At 66.9% G+C, this 19,743-nt stretch carries 18 protein-coding genes; 10 read left to right on the top strand and 8 right to left on the bottom strand.

From position 1 onward, the window contains the following. Positions 1 to 61: 61 nt before the first annotated feature. The 5 genes from J2X98_RS10725 to J2X98_RS10705 all read left to right on the top strand — a co-directional run bounded on the left by J2X98_RS10725 (position 62) and on the right by J2X98_RS10705 (position 6,489). Positions 62 to 1,540: an HNH endonuclease signature motif containing protein gene (locus J2X98_RS10725; RefSeq protein ID WP_307307691.1), complete on the top strand. Its 1,479-nt coding sequence runs from the start codon at positions 62 to 64 to the stop codon at positions 1,538 to 1,540. Positions 1,541 to 1,696: 156 nt separating this feature from the next. Next, complete coding sequence (locus J2X98_RS10720; protein WP_307307688.1) at positions 1,697 to 2,554, top strand: IclR family transcriptional regulator; 858 nt, start codon at positions 1,697 to 1,699, stop codon at positions 2,552 to 2,554. Positions 2,555 to 2,678: 124 nt separating this feature from the next. Then, positions 2,679 to 4,376: a urocanate hydratase gene (gene hutU, locus J2X98_RS10715; protein WP_307307685.1), complete on the top strand. Its 1,698-nt coding sequence runs from the start codon at positions 2,679 to 2,681 to the stop codon at positions 4,374 to 4,376. Positions 4,377 to 4,488: 112 nt separating this feature from the next. Further along, on the top strand, positions 4,489 to 6,081 hold the full coding sequence (gene hutH / locus J2X98_RS10710; protein ID WP_141944086.1) for a histidine ammonia-lyase: 1,593 nt from the start codon (positions 4,489 to 4,491) through the stop codon (positions 6,079 to 6,081). Positions 6,082 to 6,243: 162 nt separating this feature from the next. Then, positions 6,244 to 6,489, top strand: coding sequence for a hypothetical protein (locus tag J2X98_RS10705; protein WP_307307679.1), 246 nt, complete (start codon positions 6,244 to 6,246; stop codon positions 6,487 to 6,489). A gap of 107 nt (positions 6,490 to 6,596) precedes the next feature. On the opposite strand, the gene J2X98_RS10700 is transcribed toward J2X98_RS10705, so the two are convergent. Next, positions 6,597 to 6,857: a hypothetical protein gene (locus J2X98_RS10700; protein ID WP_307307677.1), complete on the bottom strand. Its 261-nt coding sequence runs from the start codon at positions 6,855 to 6,857 to the stop codon at positions 6,597 to 6,599. 194 nt (positions 6,858 to 7,051) lie between these two features. Here J2X98_RS10700 and J2X98_RS10695 point away from each other — a divergent pair, with 194 nt between their 5' ends. Continuing rightward, positions 7,052 to 7,933: a fumarylacetoacetate hydrolase family protein gene (locus J2X98_RS10695; RefSeq protein WP_307307675.1), complete on the top strand. Its 882-nt coding sequence runs from the start codon at positions 7,052 to 7,054 to the stop codon at positions 7,931 to 7,933. Between the two features lie 38 nt (positions 7,934 to 7,971). On the opposite strand, the gene J2X98_RS10690 is transcribed toward J2X98_RS10695, so the two are convergent. Genes J2X98_RS10690 through J2X98_RS10675 form a run of 4 tightly spaced genes read right to left on the bottom strand, consistent with a single transcriptional unit; the run spans position 7,972 to position 11,460 of the window. Next, positions 7,972 to 8,364 (bottom strand): universal stress protein, encoded by a 393-nt coding sequence (locus J2X98_RS10690; protein WP_307307672.1) that lies wholly within the window; start codon positions 8,362 to 8,364, stop codon positions 7,972 to 7,974. Further along, positions 8,361 to 9,950 carry a tripartite tricarboxylate transporter permease gene (locus J2X98_RS10685; RefSeq protein WP_307307669.1) on the bottom strand — a complete coding sequence of 530 codons (1,590 nt, stop codon included), beginning with the start codon at positions 9,948 to 9,950 and terminating at the stop codon, positions 8,361 to 8,363. Before J2X98_RS10685 ends, J2X98_RS10690 begins: the two co-directional genes overlap by 4 nt. Then, on the bottom strand, positions 9,950 to 10,453 hold the full coding sequence (locus J2X98_RS10680) for a tripartite tricarboxylate transporter TctB family protein (RefSeq protein WP_307307666.1): 504 nt from the start codon (positions 10,451 to 10,453) through the stop codon (positions 9,950 to 9,952). The genes J2X98_RS10685 and J2X98_RS10680 overlap by 1 nt, the downstream gene beginning before the upstream one ends. Then, positions 10,450 to 11,460 carry a Bug family tripartite tricarboxylate transporter substrate binding protein gene (locus tag J2X98_RS10675; protein ID WP_307307663.1) on the bottom strand — a complete coding sequence of 337 codons (1,011 nt, stop codon included), beginning with the start codon at positions 11,458 to 11,460 and terminating at the stop codon, positions 10,450 to 10,452. Before J2X98_RS10675 ends, J2X98_RS10680 begins: the two co-directional genes overlap by 4 nt. A 313-nt stretch (positions 11,461 to 11,773) precedes the next feature. Between J2X98_RS10675 and J2X98_RS10670 the strand changes: the two genes are divergently transcribed. Both J2X98_RS10670 and J2X98_RS10665 read left to right on the top strand, forming a co-directional pair. Continuing rightward, positions 11,774 to 13,354, top strand: a complete 1,581-nt coding sequence (locus J2X98_RS10670; protein ID WP_307307760.1) for a sensor histidine kinase — start codon at positions 11,774 to 11,776, stop codon at positions 13,352 to 13,354. Beyond that, positions 13,351 to 14,016: a response regulator gene (locus tag J2X98_RS10665; protein ID WP_141944060.1), complete on the top strand. Its 666-nt coding sequence runs from the start codon at positions 13,351 to 13,353 to the stop codon at positions 14,014 to 14,016. Before J2X98_RS10670 ends, J2X98_RS10665 begins: the two co-directional genes overlap by 4 nt. Before the next feature lie 25 nt (positions 14,017 to 14,041). Here the strand turns inward: J2X98_RS10665 and hutG are convergent, their stop codons facing one another. Next, positions 14,042 to 15,031, bottom strand: a complete 990-nt coding sequence (gene hutG, locus J2X98_RS10660; protein ID WP_307307657.1) for a formimidoylglutamase — start codon at positions 15,029 to 15,031, stop codon at positions 14,042 to 14,044. A 191-nt stretch (positions 15,032 to 15,222) separates the two neighbouring features. On the opposite strand from hutG, the gene J2X98_RS10655 reads away from it, so the two are divergent. Beyond that, positions 15,223 to 16,527 carry a cation:proton antiporter gene (locus tag J2X98_RS10655; protein ID WP_307307654.1) on the top strand — a complete coding sequence of 435 codons (1,305 nt, stop codon included), beginning with the start codon at positions 15,223 to 15,225 and terminating at the stop codon, positions 16,525 to 16,527. A gap of 78 nt (positions 16,528 to 16,605) precedes the next feature. Here the strand turns inward: J2X98_RS10655 and J2X98_RS10650 are convergent, their stop codons facing one another. Further along, positions 16,606 to 18,048 carry an NCS2 family permease gene (locus J2X98_RS10650; protein WP_307307650.1) on the bottom strand — a complete coding sequence of 481 codons (1,443 nt, stop codon included), beginning with the start codon at positions 18,046 to 18,048 and terminating at the stop codon, positions 16,606 to 16,608. A gap of 111 nt (positions 18,049 to 18,159) precedes the next feature. Between J2X98_RS10650 and J2X98_RS10645 the strand changes: the two genes are divergently transcribed. Next, a complete protein-coding gene (locus J2X98_RS10645; protein WP_307307647.1) occupies positions 18,160 to 18,810 on the top strand; it encodes a copper resistance CopC family protein in 651 nt (216 codons plus the stop codon). Positions 18,811 to 18,862: 52 nt separating this feature from the next. Here J2X98_RS10645 and J2X98_RS10640 read toward each other — a convergent pair whose 3' ends face one another. Then, positions 18,863 to 19,516: an FAD-dependent monooxygenase gene (locus J2X98_RS10640; RefSeq protein WP_141946589.1), complete on the bottom strand. Its 654-nt coding sequence runs from the start codon at positions 19,514 to 19,516 to the stop codon at positions 18,863 to 18,865. Positions 19,517 to 19,743 lie beyond the last annotated feature (227 nt).

Raw genomic sequence — 19,743 nt, 5'->3', positions numbered from 1 at the left:
GCGCAGCAGGGAGTCCTGTCCGTCCGATGTGATTGTCAGACCCCCGCGCGATGATGTGTTTATGGGAAGGGCAGCGGTGGCGAGGGCATATGAGGGGATCCGGGCTGCCCTTGCTGTGCTTCGTGCGGAGGTGGATGGTTCCGGTCTCGAGCCGTTTTCGGTGGCGGATCCGTTGGCTGGTTTGGCGGATGGTTGCCTGGACATTCTTGCCGGTGCCCGTGAGGTGGAATCAGGGATCGCAGCTTTGAAAGCGAAGGCTGCTGTGACGTACGCGGAGTCTGCCCATGCTGTTGCCGGGCCGGATGCGCTGGTGCAGGCGCAGGAGATGGCCGCCGCGGCGGAGATCGGATGCGTTTTGGCGTTGGGTCCACGGGCGGCGGCGACGTTCCTTGCCACTTCCCACGCGGTAACTACGGTGTTGCCGCGAACCCTGGCGGGATTGCAGGCCGGGGTGTTGTCATGGCAGCACGCGGTGGCGATGGCGGACGAGGCCGCGTGTCTGGATGCTGACGGCGCCGCGGCGTTGGAAGCGCATTTCCTTGACCCGGACGCCCCCGACGCGGCGCGGGGGTGCCCAGTGGGGCAGATGCCGGCGCACCGGTTCAGAGCCAAGGCCCGCACCTGGCGGGAACGCCACCACTCCGAGAGCATTGAGAAACGCCATGCCAAGTCCGTGGCGGACCGGCGGGTGGAGTTCCGGCCGGACCAGGACGGGATGGCCTGGCTCTCCGCCTGCCTGCCCGCGGACCAGGCGCTGGCCGGGTGGAACCGGCTGACTGCTATCTCTAGATCCCAGCAGGGGCCGGACGAGTGCCGGAGCATGCCACAGCTGCGGGCCGACAACTTCGCCGATGCGGTCCTTGGCATCGGCAGTATCACCCAAGGCAGCGGTACAGCAGCCGGGTCCGTCGAAGGAGTTGCATCCCGGTCGTCGTCACCGATCCGCGCCCAGGTTTTGGTCACCGTTCCGGTGTTTTCCCTGACGGGCGTGACCGATGAACCGGCGATGCTGGACGGGTACGGGCCCATTCCGCCGTCGATGGCACGGGAGCTGGTGGCGAACGGGGCGGGGTCGTTTTATCGGGTGTTGGTGGATCTCCGGGACGGGGCGCCGCTGGAAATCGGGCGGACGAGCTACCGGGTGACCGGGGCGATGCGGGCTTGGTTGAGGATGCGGGATGGAAAGTGTCCGTTCCCGGGGTGCAGCAACAACTCCCTGGACAACGACGCCGACCACATCCTTGCCTGGGCCAACGGCGGGACCACCGGGATCAGCAACTTGGGACAGCCCTGCCCGAAACACCACAAGCTGCGCCACACCACCGGCTGGAAACCAACCCCGGCCACGAAGAACGAACCACCCGGCTGGACCTCACCCACCGGACGCCACTACCAAAGCGAACACCAGGACTGGGAACCACCCCACTGGCCGGACCGAAAGTGGCCGGATGGAAGGTGGCCGGGCAGCATCGACGTCGTTCATCACCACGGATCCCCCTGGGAGGATGCCCTGGAGCGGTTCCTGCGCGCTTACGCCTAACGACCCGGCCGCCAGTGGGGTTCCGTCCTGCTACCGGAGCGGGGTGTCTGGGAGCCCAGACACCTGACGTTGAATTGGCTCTGCACCAACGGCGCCCGAGGGCGCAAGCTTAAGTACGGGATACCGGACAGCTAGCCAGAAAGATCCTTCCACTCCATGAGCACTGCACTAGGCGCCGCAACACGGAGCGCCGCAATAACAAACGCCGAAGCCCAGGCGCCCCGGGCGTCCGCCAAGGCGCCATCAAAAGTTCCAGCCGCGGAAAACACCCTGCGCATCCTCAAGCTGCTGGCTTCACGAAGGGGGCCCATGGCGGCCTCCCAGATCGCCTCCAGCCTGGACCTGCCGCGGTCGAGTGTTTATCACCTGCTGGGGGTAATGGAAGCCAACGGCTTTGTCCTCCATCTCCATGAGGAGCAGCGGTACGGGCTGGGCATCAGCGCCTTCGAGCTCAGTTCCGCATATTCCCGCCAGGAACCCTTGTCGCGACTCGGCCGTCCCCTGCTTGCGAGCCTTGTGGACGCTATTGGCGAGAGCGCGCATCTTGCCGTCCTGCACGGGCGCGACGTGCTCTACATCGTGGAGGAGCGGGCCAAGAACCGGCCGTCGCTGGTGACCGACGTCGGCGTCCGCCTTCCCAGCCACCTCACCGCCAGCGGCCGTGCGATCCTGGCCGCGCTGCCCAAATCCCAAGTGCGCGCGCTCTACCCGAACGCCGCGGCCTTCACCGCCCGGCATGAGGTGGAGGGGGCCATCATGAAGTACTCCGCCCTGTCCTCGCACCTGGACCAGGTCCGCCAGCGCGGGTACGCCACGGAACACGGGGAAGTAACCCCCGGCTTTGGCTCGATTGCGGCCGCTGTCACCGACCATCTGGGGTGGCCCACCGCCGCCGTCGCTGTCACCTTCCTGGAGGACAAGCTGCCCGCGGAGGAGTGGCCGGTGCTGGCCGCCCGGGTCCAGAAGGTGGCGGATGAACTCTCCGTCCGCATTCACGGACGCCCCCTCAAATAGGCCGGCGGGTCGTCTGGAATACCGGACACAACAGCGCGGAAAGCCCTGTGAAGGCCGTGGTTGAGGGGCTTTAGTTGATACAGAAGTTCTTCCTCCACCAGAAAATCACCAGAAGGAGCCCACCATGGCACCCGCCGATTTCACCACCGGTGCCCGCCCGGTCAAAGCAGCCCGCGGCACCAAGCTCACCGCAAAGTCCTGGCAGACCGAAGCGCCCCTGCGCATGCTCATGAACAACCTGGACCCCGAGGTCGCCGAACGCCCCGATGACCTCGTGGTTTATGGCGGCACCGGCCGCGCCGTCCGCTCCTGGGCGGCGTTCGATGCCATCACCCGCACCCTGGAAACCATGGAAAAGGACGAAACGCTCCTGGTCCAGTCAGGCAAACCGGTGGGCGTCTTCCGCACCAACGAGTGGGCGCCGCGCGTGCTCCTGGCCAACTCCAACCTGGTCGGCGACTGGGCCACCTGGCCCGAGTTCCGCCGCCTCGAGGCCGAGGGCCTGATGATGTACGGCCAGATGACCGCGGGCTCGTGGATCTACATCGGCACCCAGGGCATCCTGCAGGGCACCTTCGAAACGTTCGCCGCGATCGCCCGCAAGCTGACCGGCGACGAAAACGGCACCCTGGCCGGGACCCTGACCCTCACGGGCGGCTGCGGCGGCATGGGCGGCGCCCAGCCGCTCGCCGTCACCCTGAACGACGGCGCCTGCCTGATTGTCGACGTCGACGAAATGCGCCTGCGCCGCCGCGCCGGCAAGCGCTATCTGGACGAGGTGGAAACGGACCTCGACGCCGCCATCGCCAAGGTCCTCAAGGCCAAGGAGGAACGCCGCGGCTGGTCCGTGGGCTACGTGGGCAACGCCGCCGAAGTCTTCCCCGAGATCCTGCGCCGCCACAAGGCCGGCGAACTTACCGTCGACATCGTCACTGACCAGACCTCGGCCCACGATCCGCTGAGCTACCTGCCCGAGGGCATCACGGTTGACGAGTGGCACCGCGAGGCTGAAGCCGATCCGGAGGGCTTCACCAAGAAAGCCCAGGCCTCCATGGCCCGACACGTCCAGGCCATGGTCGAGTTCCAGGACGCCGGCGCCGAGGTCTTCGACTACGGCAACTCCATCCGGGACGAGGCCCGCAAGGGCGGCTACGCCCGGGCTTTCGAGTTCCCCGGCTTCGTCCCGGCCTACATCCGGCCGCTGTTCTGCGAGGGCCTGGGCCCGTTCCGCTGGGTGGCCCTCTCCGGCGACCCCGAGGACATCCGCGTCACGGACGAGGCCATCAAGGAACTGTTCCCCGAGAACAAGCACCTGCACCGCTGGATCGACGCCGCGCAGGAACGAGTGGAATTCGAAGGACTGCCCGCCCGCATCTGCTGGCTGGGCTACGGCGAACGCGCCAAGGCCGGCCTGCTCTTCAACCAGCTCGTCAAGGAAGGCAAGGTCAAGGCACCCATCGTGATCGGCCGCGACCACCTGGACTCCGGCTCCGTCGCCTCCCCCTACCGTGAGACCGAGGCCATGGCCGACGGCTCGGACGCCATCGCCGACTGGCCCATGCTGAACGCCCTGCTCAACACCGCCTCCGGCGCCACCTGGGTCTCCCTCCACCACGGCGGCGGGGTCGGCATCGGCCGCTCCCTCCACGCAGGCCAGGTCTCCGTCGCCGACGGCACGGACCTCGCCGCGCAGAAACTCGAGCGCCTCCTCACAAACGACCCCGGCATGGGCGTCATCCGCCACGCCGACGCCGGCTACGAGCGTGCGCTCGACGTCGCCAAGGAACGCGGCGTCCGCATCCCCATGCAGGAAAACCAGTAACCGCCGTCCGCTCACCAGGCCAAGCCCCACATCGATTGCTCCGTAATGGTCGTTTAGAGTCCCTAAAACGACCATTACGGAGCAGTCGATGGGACCTCTTCAAGGAATTTCAATGACAGCCATTACCCACGAACCACTGACCGTCACCCTCGGGTCCGTCGGCGTCACACCCCAGGATGTGCTCGCCGTCGCACGTCACGATGCGAAGGTGGCCATCGCGCCTGAAGCCCTGGAAACCGTCGCCAAGGTCCGCGCCCACATCGACGACCTCGCCTCCAGCGACACCCCTGCCTACGGCATCTCCACCGGCTTCGGTGCGCTGGCCAACCGCCACATCCCCAACGAGCTGCGCACCCAGCTGCAGAAGTCGCTGATCCGCAGCCACGCCGCCGGCATGGGCCCTGCGGTGGAGCGCGAAGTGGTCCGCGGCATCATGTTCCTCCGCGCCAAGACCCTGGCCTCCGGCCGCACCGGCGTCCGTCCCGTCGTCCTGCAGACCATGGTGGACGTCCTTAACGCCGGGATCACGCCCGTGGTCCGCGAGTTCGGCTCGCTGGGCTGCTCCGGCGACCTTGCCCCGCTGTCGCACTGCGCCCTGGTCCTCATGGGTGAGGGAGAAGCGGAAGGGCCCGACGGCGTCACGTACGGCGGCCGTGGAGAGCCACCTGTCGCGGAGCTGCTGGCAGAACACGGTATCGAGCCGGTCACCCTCGCTGAGAAAGAAGGGCTGGCGCTGGTCAACGGGACCGAGGGCATGCTCGGCATGCTCCTGATGGCCATTGCGGATCTTCGCCAGTTGCTGGCGACGGCGGACATCACCGCTGCGCTCAGCGTCGAGGCGCTGCTGGGCACCGACCAGGTGTTCCTGCCCGAGCTGCATTCCGCGCTTCGGCCGCACCCCGGCCAGGCGGCCAGCGCTGACAACATGCTGAGGGTGCTCTCGGACTCCCCGATCGTCGCCTCGCACAAGGTGGGGGACTCGCGGGTGCAGGACGCCTATTCGCTGCGCTGCGCCCCGCAGGTTGCCGGTGCCGTACGCGACACCGTTGATCACGCCGAACTGGTGGCCACCAGGGAGCTGGCGGCTGCCATCGATAACCCTGTCGTCCTGCCGGACGGCCGTGTCAGCTCCAACGGCAACTTCCATGGAGCGCCGGTGGCCTATGTCCTGGACTACCTTGCCATCGCCGTGGCAGATCTCAGCTCCATCGCGGAACGCCGGACGGACCGGATGCTGGACCCTGCCCGTTCCCACGGGCTGCCTGCCTTCCTCGCGGCGGATCCGGGAGTCGATTCCGGCCTGATGATTGCGCAGTACACGCAGGCGGGCCTGGTGTCCGACAACAAGCGGTTGGCCGTTCCGGCCTCCGTGGATTCCATCCCGAGCTCAGCCATGCAGGAGGACCACGTGTCCATGGGCTGGCATGCGGCGCGGAAGCTGCGCAAGGCCGTGGAGAACCTCCGCCGCGTCCTGGCCATCGAATTGGTGACGTCGGCGCGTGCACTGGACATCCGCACGCAGCTGTCGGGTGGCGTGCTGACGCCGGGACCGGCAGGCTCCGCCGTTGTGGCGGCCCTGCGTGCGGTGGTGGAAGGGCCGGGGACCGATCGCTTCCTGTCCCCGGAACTGGAGGCGGCTGACCGGCTGGTCGCCTCAGGTGAGGTGCTTCGTGCGGCGGAATCCGCCGTCGGGCCGCTCGCCTGAAACCGAAGAATCTTCAGGGCCTGCACAGCTTCTGTCCGAAGGGCGGAATTTCCGGCGCCGCGGCCCACCGCGGCGCCGGGAGTGTAGTAGAACTGAAGGTGTAGTGAAAGTCACATCGAAGAAGCTGTGGCGGCAGAACGATACAAAGGGGTAGAAGTTCAAATGAAAGCACGTGGGGCAGTCCTGTCGAGGCGCCATGCCCATTCCGCCGCGGTATCCAACTGGAAATCCCTCCAGGCCGGAGACCGCGTCGAGATCATCAAGCATGCGCATGTGGTGGCAGCCGGGGAAGTGGAAGAGGTATCGCAGAGCGGCAATGTCCTCTGGCTGGTGCCGGCCGGACCCTCAGGCCCGGCGGAGAAGGAACTTTTCCTCAAGTCCGACGGCGTGCAGGTTCGCCGCGCGTAGTCCCGCCGGAAGCCAAAAAATCCCCGCAGTGCCAACGGCCTGCGGGGATTTTTGTTGCCGGCGCCCGGTGCGGGGACTCATGGGACGCAGCGGCGGTTTCGCGGGTGTCAGGCGGCGATGGACTCGTAGGTCTCGCCGAAGGGTACTGATTCGTCAAGGGCTACCGTGTAGTGTCCCGGGTGCAGCCGGGTAACCAGGATGCCGCAGGCGGCGTCCTTGGCGGCGACCTCAATCAGTTCGGCGACGGCCTCTTCCAGTCCGGCGTGAACCTCGCTGGCGCTGGAGAACTCCAGGCTGATGGACCGCAGTGCCGGTCCTTCCGTCTGGCCGGCAGCGGCGGGGATCCGCTCCAAAGTGGCTGTAGTCATGTACTGAACTTTCTGTCTTTCGTGCCAAGGTGGCTCCCATATTCTACCGGCTGCTCCGGGCATATGTCAGATGTCCGTCCTTCCAGCAGCGGTCATAAAGTGTTCGTTCGCAGGCGTGGCGGGGTATCACCCACCATGGAATGGGGCCGTCGCAGGCTCCGAAAGCCCCACCAAGACCTTGAGGAGAATTCGGTATGAAGATCATGCGCCTGGGCGAAAGCGGCCGAGAACAGCCGGCCGTGCTGGTTTCCTCCGTTGATGGCCCGGACCGGTATTTCAGCTTGCTGCCGCTTACCGCAGACGTGGACGGGGCATTCCTTGCTGCCAATGGCCTTGGCAGGGTCCGTACCGCACTGGAAGCGGGCGAGCTGCCGGTCCTGGACGGTGCCGCTTCGCTCCGGGTTGGTTCTCCGGTGGCCCGCCCCGGCACAGTAGTGGGTATCGGGATGAACTATGCCGCCCATGCTGCGGAATCCGGTGCAGCCGCGCCCACGGTTCCCGTCGTCTTCCTCAAGCCCACCAACACGGTCACCGGCCCCTATGACCCGGCTCCTCTCCCGCCCCGCTCCTCCCAGTACGACTGGGAAGTTGAGCTGGGCATCGTGATCGGCAGGGAAGCCAGCTACCTCGGCTCCACGGAGGAGGCCGCCGACTGCATTGCCGGCTACGTCACAGCCAATGACTTCTCCGAACGTGAGTACCAGCTGCCCGGAGCGGCCGGCCAGTGGACCAAGGGCAAGTCGCTGCCTGGCTCGACACCCCTGGGCCCGTGGCTGGTTCCGGCAGGGGAGATCGACGGCGGCAATGTGCGGCTGCGCAGCTGGGTCAATGGTGAGCCGCGGCAGGATTCGTCGTCGTCCGAACTCATCTTCGACGCCGCCACCCTGGTCCACCACTGCAGCCAGTACATGCGGCTGGAGTCCGGCGACGTGATCCTCACGGGTACGCCGCAGGGCGTGGCCCTCAGCGGACGTTTCCCGTACCTCCAGCCCGGCGACGTTATGGAAGTGGAAGTGGAGGGCCTGGGCCGCCAGCGCCAGGAATTGTTCCGGACGCCGGCGGCCGTTACGGTTTAGCCGGCCATGGCTCAGTCGGCCTGCTCCGCCGGCTCGGCCTAGCCCGCCTTGACGGCAAGGACCGGGCAGTCGGCTTCCAGCAGGATGCGCTGCGACGTGCTGCCCATGATCAGCTTGCCCACCGGTGTGCGGCGGCGCAGGCCAATCACGATGAGGTCCGCTTTGTGTTCCTCGGCCGCGTCCAGGACTTCGGAGGCGGCGTCGTGGCCCCGGACCGGACGCTTGATCACGTACTGCATGCCCTCGCCGGCCAGCCGCCGTTCGATGTCCTGGACCCCGCCTTCGGGCGCGAACCGGGTATCCACTGCCGCCTCTCCCTTGGAGGAGTTGATCAGTACCAGCGTGCTGTTGTTCTTCCGGGCTTCGGTGATGGCCTGGGTCAAGGCAGCTTCGCCTTCGGGGGTGGGGACGTATCCCACAACGACGGTCATGGTTGCTCCTTATGGTCGGAATAGACGGCATCGTGGTTCGAGTGGACCGCATCATCGGCTTCCCTGGCAAGGGCCGCCGCCCCGCCGGCAGGAGCGGCAACCGGAGTGTTGCGCCGGATCAGCTTGAAGGCAAAGGGCCAGAGCAGGATGACGGCAATGATGACATAGATCCCGACGGCGATCGGCTCGCCCAGGAGTCCCGCCGGATCACCCGCGCTCAGTTGCAGGGTCTTGCGGAGCTGCCCTTCAATGCGCGGACCCAGGATCACGCCGAGGATCAGCGGGAGTACGGGCAACCCGAAGCGCCGCATCATGAACCCGAGCGCGCCGAGGATCAGCAGGATCACCAGGTCGAACGCCTGCAGGTTCACCGAGTAGGCGCCCAGCGTGGCGAAGAACAGGATGCCGGCGTACAGGTATGGGCGGGGCAGTTGCAGCAGTTTTGCCCACAAGGGGGCCAGCGGCAGGTTGATGATCAGGAGCAGCAGGTTGCCGATGAAGAGGCTGGCAATCAGCGCCCAAACCAGGGGCCCCTGGCTTTCGAAGAGCTGGGGACCTGGCTGGATGCCGTACGAGGTGAAGGCCGCCAGCATCACGGCCGCCGTGGCATTCGTGGGCAGGCCCAGTGCCAGCATGGGAGTCAGTGTGCCGGCGGCCGCGGCGTTGTTGGCTGCCTCCGGGCCGGCCACGCCTTCGATGGCACCCTTGCCGAACTCTTCGGGGTGCTTGCTGAGGCGCTTTTCCGTGACATAGGACAGGAACGTGGGGATCTCGGCGCCACCGGCCGGCAGGGCGCCGAACGGGAAGCCGAAAGCGGTACCGCGCAGCCACGGCTTCCAAGAGCGCTTCCAGTCGGACCTGCCCATCCACGGCTGGCCCACGGGAATGGCATGCAAGGGGGTGCGGCGCAGGTGCGCCGCCACCCAGAGGGCCTCGCCCACGGCGAAGATGGCCACGGCCACCACCACGATGTCCAGGCCGTCCGCCAGGAGCGGCTGGCCGAACGTCAGCCGGCGCTGCCCGGTGACCGAGTCCATGCCCACCAGGCCGATGGCCAGGCCGAGTCCCAGGGAGGCGAACCCGCGCAGCCGGGAGGACCCCAGGACGGCGGTGACGGCCAGGAGGGCCAGCATCATGATGGCGAAGTAGCTGGGCGCGCCCAGGCTCACGGCGAACTTAACGACGATCGGTGCACAGACCGCCAGCAGCGCCGTGCCAATGGTGCCGGCAACGAACGAGCCGATGGCCGCCGTCGCAAGCGCCTGCGCCGCCCGGCCCGCCTTGGCCATCTTGTTGCCTTCAATGGCGGTGACCACCGACGACGATTCGCCAGGCGTGTTCAGGAGGATGGAGGTGGTGGACCCGCCGTACATGCCGCCGTAGTAAATGCCGGCGAACATGATGAACGCGCTGGTGGGTTCCAGGGCATAGGTGACGGGCAGCAGCAGGGCCACAGTCATGGCCGGTCCGAGGCCGGGGAGGACGCCGACGGCGGTACCCAGGATCACGCCGATCATGGCGTAGAGGAAATTCATGGGGGTGAGGGCGGTGGCGAAGCCGTCCATCAGGGAGGACCAGACGTCCATTAAAGGATTCCTTCCGGGAGGCCGGCCGGCAGCGCAATGCCCAGGCCGAGGTAGAAGCCGTAGAAGGTCAACAGGGACAGTGCCGCGGAGATCAGTCCGTCCCGGATATAGCGGCGGCTGCCGAGCGCCAGGACGCTGCCCCAGAACAGGACGGTTCCCGAGATCACCCAGCCGGCCCAGTCGATGAGCAGGATGTTCAGGATGAATGCTCCCGCCAGGGGCAGGACCGTCTTCCAGTCCGCCGGGTGTGTGAGGTCCACGTCCTCGCCGCCCTCCGCTTCGCCTTTGCCGCGCCGCAGCACGTTGATGGCCAGCAGGACCGCGCAAGCCACCAGCATTCCGGCCACGATGAACGGAACGGTTTTGGGTCCCACGGGGTCGGACTTCGAATATGGGGTTACCAGGCCGTTGGCGTCCAGGAAGACGACGACGCCGGCCGCCCCGAGCAGGAGTGCGACTCCCAGCTCGGAGCGGCCTTTAAGACCTGTGGCCAGCGGCGTCACGCCAGCCCAAGCTTGGTGAGGACGTCCGCAACCCGCTTGTCCTGCTCGGTAAGGAAAGTCTTGAACTGGTCCCCGGTGATGAAGGCATCAGTCCAGCTGTGCGTTTTCAGCGCTTCCTTCCAGCCGTCCGTGCCGTGCATCTTTTCCAGGGCTGCGATCAGGGCAGTCTTGTCCTTGTCGCTGATTCCCGGAGGGGCCACCACGCCGCGCCAGTTGGTGAAGACGAGGTCGATGTTGGATTCTTTCAGGGTTGGCGCATCCACGCCGTCCAGCCGCTTGTCGCCGCTGGTGGCCAGCACGCGGACTTCGCCGGATTCGATCTGCTTCAGGTACTCGCCGGCACCGGAGGCGGCGAAGCCAAGCTTGTTGCCAAGGATCGCGGGCAGCAGGTCGCCGCCGCCGTCGTAGGCAACGTAGTTGACCTTGGTGGCATCGATGCCCACGGCGCCGGCAAGCTGCATGGGCAGGAGGTGGTCCGGGCCGCCGGGGGAGGAGCCGCCGCCGACGGCGAGGGAGCCGGGGTCGGCCTTCCAGGCCTTCACCAGGTCATCAATCGTCTTGTAGGGGGAGTCCTTGCCGACCATGATGGCGCCCGGCTCTTCGATGAGGCGGGCCAGTGGGGTGGTCCCGGTCAGCTTGGACTCGGACTTGTTGGTGTAGCTGGCACCCACGACGCCCAGGCCCATCAGCATGGCCAGGTCCCCGTTGCCCTTTTCATTGACGATGCGGGCCAGTCCCACGGTGCCGCCCGCGCCGGCCAGGTTGAAGACCTCTGTATTGGTGGAGATCTTCGCGTCGTCCAGGACCTTTGCAGCGGCCCGGGCAGTTGTGTCGTAGCCGCCACCAGGGGAGTTGGGGACCATAATCTGCAGCCCGGTGATGGGCCCGGCGGCGGCGCCGGTGCTTTCCGAACCGGTGGAGCTCTTGCCGGTGGCACCGCAACCGGTGGCCATCAGGGCGATGCCGGCAGCAACGGCGGCAACGCGCAATGCGCGGATCTGGCGCATGTGTTCCTCTTCTCTCAAAACAAACCTGGCCAGCATCGGCGGATTTGTGGTTCCGATGCCTTGTGGTTCCGATGCTAGGGGCGGCCGTGACGGCGATCACTCTTGTGTACGCAGAGAAAGTTGTGTTCATTGCGTACACGTTTCCAAGACCCCACGGCGCCCCTGGCGGGGGCTTTGGGATATAGTTCCCGGTACCCACCCCCGGCCCTGCGCCCTACTCCCGCGCACGCCAAACGGCCAGTCAACCGTGTCGGACACCCCGGCCTGCCCGCCTCCCAATACCAGGAAGACCATTGTGACTCGACGACGAGGAATCTCCCTTGCCGGGCAGTATCTTCTGCTGCAGTTGCTTATTGTCCTGGCCGTCCTGGTGGGCGTGGTGGCCATTTCGCTGGCCCAGTCCGCGGCTGCCTTCGAACGGATCGAAGGCAGGCGGGCGCTGTCCGCGGCGGAAGCCCTGGGCGGGAATCCCGTGGTACGCGAACTCCTCCCTGAGTCCCAGGCACGGGGCGGCGCTGTGCTGCCTGCAGTGGCCGAGTCGGTGCGCATTGTCTCGGGCTCGTCCCGGGTAGCCCTGGCGAGGGTCGACCGCACCGTTGTGGCATCCTCAGACCCCAGCCTGCTGGGTGAGCCGCTGGAGCTCGGTGACAGCAGGGTGATGGAAGGCCGGGCCTGGACCGGAGTGGTGGGCGGGACCCCCGCACCGCTGTTGTCCGCGCACGTCCCCGTCCTGGATGACACAGGACGCATGATCGGAATCGCCTCCATCAGCCGCAGTTACCCAACGGTCCTTGAACGGCTGGGCGACGCCGTCCCCAACCTCCTCACGTACCTGGGCGTGGCAAGTGTCCTGGGTGTCGCCGGCTCCCTCCTGCTCTCGCGGCGCGTCAAGCGCCAGACCCTGGGCATGGAGCCGAGTGAAATCACCAGCCTGGTGGAAAACCGGGAGGCAATGCTGCACGGCCTCAAGGAGGGCGTGGTCGCCCTGGACCTGCACGAAAGGATTACGGTGGCCAACCACAGTGCCCGCGCCCTGCTGGGCCTCCCGGATGGCTGTGTGGGCAAGCGCGTGGCGGGCCTCGCCGTCGAACCCGCCCTGAAGGAGGTCCTCACCCGCGAGCAGCCCGGGCCGGACCGGTTGGTGCTCGTAGGGGACAGGCTGGTGGTGATGAACCGCGTACCCATCCAGTCGCGCGGCAAGGTGATCGGCTCCGTAACCACCCTCCGTGACCGCACCGAGCTTTCGGAACTGGAACACGAACTTGGCACCACCCGCACCGCCACGGACACCCTCCGGGCGCAGGCCCACGAGTTCGCCAACCAGCTGCACGTGATCTCCGGCCTGATCCAGATCGGCGAATACGATTCCGTGGTCCAGTTCGTCAACGGTGCCACCGTGGACCGCACCCGGCTCAACGATGAGGTGACCGGCCGGATCAAGGATCCGGCGCTCGCGGCCCTCCTGATCGCCAAGTCCAGCCTTGCCACGGAACGCGGCGCGGCCCTGCAGCTGGATCCCGCCTCCGTGCTGGACAAAGTTGATGACGCGCTGTCCCGGGACCTCACCACGGTGGTGGGAAACCTGGTGGACAACGCGTTCGACGCCGTCACCGGGCTTCCACAGGCAGCCGTCAGGGTGCGGGTTGACGGCAAGGCTGGGGGAGAGGTGGTGGTCACCGTGCGGGACAACGGCGCGGGCGTTCCCGGCGGGTCCACCAACCACATCTTCCGCCAGGGCTTCACCACCAAGGAACCGGGCCCGGCCGGCAGCCGCGGCTTCGGCCTGGCGCTGTCCCGGGTAGTCTGCCGCCGCAGCGGCGGGAACCTGACGGTGGCCAACGATAATGGGGCTGTCTTTACTGCTGTGCTGAAACGGGGGAATACCAATCCATGATCAAGGTCCTGATCGTCGATGACGACTTCATGGTGGCCAAGGTGCATGCAGGCTTTATCCAGCGCACGCCGGGCTTCACCGTGGTGGGCGCGGCGCACACCGGCGCCCAGGCAGTTGCGGAGACGGAACGGCTCCAGCCGGACCTGGTGCTGCTGGACATCCACCTGCCGGACGTCAACGGCCTTGACCTGATGCAGCGCCTGCGGGGTGTGGCACCGGAACTGGACGTGCTGGTGATCAGCGCCGCGCGTGAGGTGGAAACCGTGCGGAAGGCCCTCCGCGGCGGCATCGTCCACTACCTGATCAAGCCCTTTTCCCAGACGGACCTGCAGGAGCGGCTGGAGCACTACCGCAGCGCCTACCAGAGCCTTGACGCGTCCAAGGACGTGGCTGAACAGTCGGACGTCAACAGGGTGTTCGGCCTGGACCGTGCCGAACGCCCACTGCCCAAGGGCTGCAGCATCGAGACGCTGCGGCTGGTGGAGGCTGCGCTGAATGCTGCCGCCGGAGATGTGTCGGCGGCGGAGATGGCCGAGGAACTGGGCACCTCCCGGGTCAGCGCGCGCCGGTACCTGGAATACCTGCATGACGAGGGCACCCTGGACGTCCGGCTCAAGTACGGCGTGGGGCGGCCTGAGCGGCGCTACGTGCTGAAGGCCTGACCCGGTATCGAACCGGCCCGGCCCGTCAGCGCAGCAGCGTGTCCACGAGCCGTGCGGCGGTTTTGGCAGTGCGGCCGTCAATGTCGAATTCAGGGTTCAGTTCCGCCACGTCCAGGTGCAGCAGCTTCCCGCTCCGCGCCACCTGCCGGCACACGGCCGAAATGACGGGCAGCGGCACCCCGTATGCCGCCGGCGCGCTGACCCCGGGCGCCACCGCGGCAGGCAGCACATCGAGGTCGATGGTCAGGTACAGGACGTCGATGTCCGCCAGGAAGGACGCCACGAAGTCCCGGGCCCGGTCCGCTTCGCAGTCCTCGTCCAGCAGGTAGCGAACGGCCAGCTTCTCCGCGGTGTCGAACAGGACCCGGGTGTTGTTCGGCTCCGAGATGCCGACGACGGCGTAGCGGAATTCGCGCCCCGCGTCCCCTTCCGCGCAGGCCATTTGCAGGAACGGAGTTCCCGAGCTGGCCACGGGCTCGTCGCGGAGGTCGAAGTGTGCGTCAAGGTTCAGGACACCCAGGCGCTGTCCGCTTTGGACCGCCGACGAGGCACTGACGCCAAGGTAGCTTGCATATGCGGTTTCGTGGCCGCCGCCCAGCACAACCGTCTGGTGGCCGGAGTCCAGCAGGGCGGCCAGCGCCAGGCCAAGCCGTTCCTGCCCGGCTTCCAGGTCCCCGCCGGACACCACCACGTCGCCAACATCTGCCACGGTGCGGTCCAGATGGAATGCCAACGGGGCGAGGGCTTTCCGGAGGGCTGCCGGTGCTGCGGCGGCACCAACCCGGCCCTTGTTCCGGCGCACGCCCTCATCGCTGGCGAATCCCAGCAGGGCGGCCGGCTTACGGGCTGCTGGTGTGGCTGGTTCCCCGTCCGGTGCCGCTTCCACCCCTGCCGGCCCCGGCGTCCTGTTGATGTCCACCGCCTGCCACCAGCGGCGGTGGGCGGCCTCGTCGCCGTCGAACCTTCCGGTCCAGGGCTGGGGCGGGACATCAACGGTGGGGAGCTGGAAAGACATGCCCCAAGCTCACCGCATGCCGTACACGAAAACCAGCACCGCCGCCGTCGTGCTGTCCGGGATCCAAGAACGCGGGAGGCGGCAGGTCCCGCCGGGATGGGCAGGGGATAGGGTGGGACCAAGTCCGCGCCGCAGCAGCCAGGCGCGCTGCCGCCGGACCCACGCCCCAACCCAGGCTGGAGAACTGCCCTATGTTTGAAGCCCCGGACATCCTCTTTGCCGCGGCCGGCCTAGCCGTCTTTATCGCCGCAGTGCTGCCCAAGCTGCTGCGTGACATGCCCTTCTCCATGCCCATGGTCTTCCTGGGCGCAGGGATTGGTGCGTTCGCGTTGATCCCGTCGCTGCCTGACCCCAACCCGGTGGAGCACAGCAACTTCGTCATGCACCTCGCGGAGGTCTGCGTGATCATTTCGCTGATGGGTGCGGGGCTGGCGCTGGACCGGCCGGTGGGGCGCAAGCGCTGGTCCACCACGTGGCGGCTCCTGGGGATTGCCATGCCGTTGTGCATCCTCGGCCTGACACTGCTGGGAATGTGGTTCCTTGGCCTGGGACTCGGTGCGGCGCTGCTGGTGGCCGCCAGCCTTGCCCCCACGGACCCCGTCCTGGCGTCCGAGGTTCAGGTGGGCGAGCCCGCGGACCAGGATGACCGGGCAGACAAGGAGGATGAGGTCCGCTTTGGCCTTACCTCGGAGGCAGGCCTCAACGACGGGCTGGCTTTCCCGTTCGTGTACCTGGCCATTGCCATCAGCATCGCGGGGGCAGACCGGTCCGCCTGGTTCGGTGAATGGTTTGGGCTGGACGTGGTGTGGCGGTTGGCGGCCGGGCTCCTGGTGGGCTTCCTGACCGGCAAACTGCTCGCCATCCTGTTCTTCTCCGCCCGCGCGGACAGCCTGAGGCTGTCCAACCACTCTGAAGGCTTCGTGGCCCTGGCGGCGACGTTCCTGGCCTACGGGTTGACGGACATGGTGGAGGGATACGGGTTCATTGCCGTGTTCGTCTGTGCCGTGACCATCCGGGCCGCGGAGCGCACCCACGGCTACCACCGGGTGCTGCACTCCTACGTGGAGCAGCTGGAACGGCTCCTGACCGTGGTGATCCTGGTGCTGCTGGGCGGTGCGATCGCCCGTGGGCTGCTGGCCGGGATCGGGCCCGCGGAAGTGCTGGTGGCCCTGGCCTTCCTGCTGGTGGTCCGGCCGCTCGCCGGCTGGCTTGGCCTGCTGGGCGGCAAGACCGGCCCGCGTGAACGCATCGCCCTGTCCTTCTTTGGCATCCGCGGAATCGGTTCCCTTTACTACCTTGCCTTTGTGCTGGGCGAAGGGCACTTTGTTGACCAGGGGCACTGGCTCTGGTCCTTCATCGGGCTGGTGGTGGCACTGTCCATCGTGATCCACGGAGCCACCACGTCCCCTTTGATGAACCGGCTGGACCGGCTGCGGCAACGGAAAGCCTTGGCGGTGTCCGGGGACGAAGGACTCGCGCCGAACACTCCGGTCTAGGCGCGGCTCATGTAGGTCCCGGTGTAAACAAAAGGGCCGGCGCGGCAGACGCCGCACCAGCCCTTTCTGCGTGCAGGGTTACTTCATGCCCAGTGCGGCCTCGATGGTTCCGATGGAGAAGAACAGCAGGAACGCGGCGGCCACGGCCCACATGAGGGGGTGGATCTCTTTGGCGCGGCCCTGGACGGTCCGGATAATGACGAAGCTGATGAAGCCGGCACCGAGGCCGTTCGCGATCGAGTAGGTGAACGGCATCAGGGCGAAGGTCAGGAACGCCGGGATGGCAATGCCCCAGTCCTGCCAGTCGATCTTGCCCACCTGGGACACCATCATGAAGCCCACCACCACCAGGGCCGGGGCCACCGCCTCGAAGGGCACCAGGTTGATCAGCGGGGTGAAGAACATGGCCACCAGGAAAAGCAGGCCGGTGACGATGGAGGCGATGCCGGTCCGGGCACCTTCGCCGATGCCGGCGCCGGCTTCAACGTAGATCTGGTTGGAGGACACCGAGGCGCCGCCGCCGATGATCGCGCCGAGTGCGTCCACCTGGAGCACACGGTCGACGTCGGGGATGTTGCCGTGCTCATCCACCGTCCCGGCCTCGTTGGCCAGGCCCACCATGGTTCCCATGGCGTCGAAGAAAATGCTGAGCAGGATGACGAAAGCCAGCAGCGTGGCAGCGACGAACCCAAGGTGACCGAAGGCGCCGAACGGGTTCGCTTTGCCAATCAGGGAAAGGTCCGGGGCGGCCCAGCCGGAGAACGCGGGCGCCACCAGGGACCAGCCCTGCGGGTTGAAGTTTTTGCCGTCGAAGCTGGGCCCGATGTGCAGGGTCATCTCAAGGATCACGGCGAGCACCGTGGACGTGATGATGCCGATCAGGATGGCGCCCTTGACCTTGCGGACCACCAGGGCGATGGTCAGGATCAGGCCGAAGACGAAGACGGCGGTGGGCCAGCCCAGCAGCTTGCCTTCGAAGCCCAGTCCAACGGGCACCGTGGTGCCGGCTACGTCCGGGATACGGCGGACGAACCCTGCGTTGACCAGGCCGATCAAGGCGATGAACAGGCCAATGCCCACCACGATGGCGGTCTTGAGCCCCTCCGGCACCGCCTTGAAGACGGCGGTGCGGAAACCCGTGAGGACCAGGATCAGCATGGTCACGCCGGAGAGCACCACCAGGCCCATCATGTCCGGCCACGTGAGCCCGGGGTTGGTGGCCACGGTGACGGCGACGAAGGCGTTCACACCCAGGCCGGTGGCCAATGCGAAGGGATGCCGTCCCCAGGCTCCCATGAGGATGGTCAGGATGCCTGCCACAAGTGCGGTCACGGCGGCCACGGCCGGGAATCCGAGCGTAGTGCCGTTGGAGTCCGGCCCGGACAGGATCAGGGGGTTCAGTACCACGATGTAGCTCATGGCGAAGAACGTGGCAAAACCGCCGCGGATCTCGCGGGAAAGGTTCGAACCGCGCTCGGTGACCCTGAAATACCGGTCCAGGGCAGAGCCTTGCTTAAGCATTAGTCCTCCGGGGGAGTGTGTGGGGATACCTGCATCCTAATGGTGCGGCCCCGGGCGCGCCGCCAATTTCGCCTAGTCTGTAAGGAAGCCAACACAAGGAGCAGCCCAAACATGCGCCCAGTCCGTCCCAAGTTGCTGAACCTGGCGCTCGGTCTTCTTGTTCTTGCCGCCGCAACGCTGGGCCTGGCCGGCCCGGCCTCCGCCCATGATGCAGCGGAATCCACCAGCCCCGCGCAGGGGGCTTCGCTGGCGGCCCCGCCGAATGACGTCTCCGTGACCTTCAGCGATAAGCCGCTGGGCATTGGTTCGTCATTCTCGGTCAAGGATGCCGGCGGCACCGAATGGGCCGACGGACCGGTCGAGATCGTCGGCAACGTGGCCACGCAAAGGCTCCGGTCCGGTGGCCCTGCCGGCGCGTACACGGTGGCGTGGCGGGTGGCCGGCTCCGACTCGCACCCCATTGAGGGAACGTTCACCTTCACGGTCGCCGCCGGTGCTGTCCAGCCAGGTGCTGCCCCCTCCGGAACGCCGGCAACGGGGATTCCGACGACGGCCGGTGCCGTTCCGGGAATGGGAACCGCGAAGCCCGGGGTGACGGAGGAGCCGTCGGAACCTGCCGGCTCAGGGGAGCCCTTCCAATGGAGCATCGTGATTTTCGCAGTTGTCGCCGTGGGGCTTTTGGTGGCCCTTGGCGTGCTGGCCAGGCGCCGCTTGACCGGCGACGGGGATGACGGGGATGTGGGGGAAAACCGCGGGGAGTAGGCCCCGCACGCAGGACGGGTCGGAGGAGGCCCGGCTGGAGCCGGGAAGAGCCTCAGCAGGTCAGCACCGCAAAGCCGCCTGTTGCCGGGAAGGAGCTGTTGGAGCGGGGGGCGCCGGACGATTGGCCGCTGTCCGGATTGACCTTGGCGGAAATGGCCTGGCCCACGGTCTTGGCCTGGCGCAGCACTTCCTTGGGTGAGGGCGTGATCAGTTCACCCACGCCCACCAGGTAAATGCCGATGGCCCGCATCGCTGCTGCCACATTCCGCCCAACGGCGATGCCGAAATCGTTGAGCATGCGGCGCAGCTGGCTGTGGGCGCAGCGGGTCAGGACAATGTGGTCGGCCACCAGGATGCCTGTGGGCGTGTGCACCTGCCATTGCGGGGCGGTGGCCCCTTCAGGACCTTCAAGCATGGTGAGCTGGACTGCGCGCGTGCTGTTCCGGACGTCCACGCTGTGGCTTGCCGCGTAATTGCGCAGGTGCCGCAGGATTTCGTTCCGCTCCCGGAGAGTGTCGCTGTCCGCCGCGTCACAGCGCTGCAGGGACGACGTATTGGCGGGCTGGCCGGCGCCAAGGATGTCCAGGCCGTCCACCACAATGGACTGCACTCCGTGGCGGCGCAGTTCCGCGGCCACGGCCAGCCCGGACAGTCCCGTGCCAATGATGACAGTGGTGGTCTGTTCGGTCCCGGCATCCCCAGGCATGCTTGACACTACAGTTTCCCTCCCTTGAAGCTTTCGGCGGTTGCCGGCGTCCTCGCCGGCGCGCGGTCCCGATACCCCCCAAAGTACGGACGCAGAGCATGGCCGGGACCGTCCTGGCAGGAAGTTGCAGTTGGCGTCCCGGACCAACAATGTCCTGAAGACTACAGAACAAATGCGGCGGTGGATAGCCCCATCAGGAAAACATCCCCCGTGGCGTCAAGACGCCT

Origin of the sequence: Pseudarthrobacter enclensis (genome assembly GCF_030811655.1) — a bacterium.
In the GTDB taxonomy this organism is placed as follows: domain Bacteria; phylum Actinomycetota; class Actinomycetes; order Actinomycetales; family Micrococcaceae; genus Arthrobacter; species Arthrobacter enclensis_A.
Note: the sequence above shows the minus strand (reverse complement) of the source record. Positions and strands in the feature narration are given on the sequence as shown.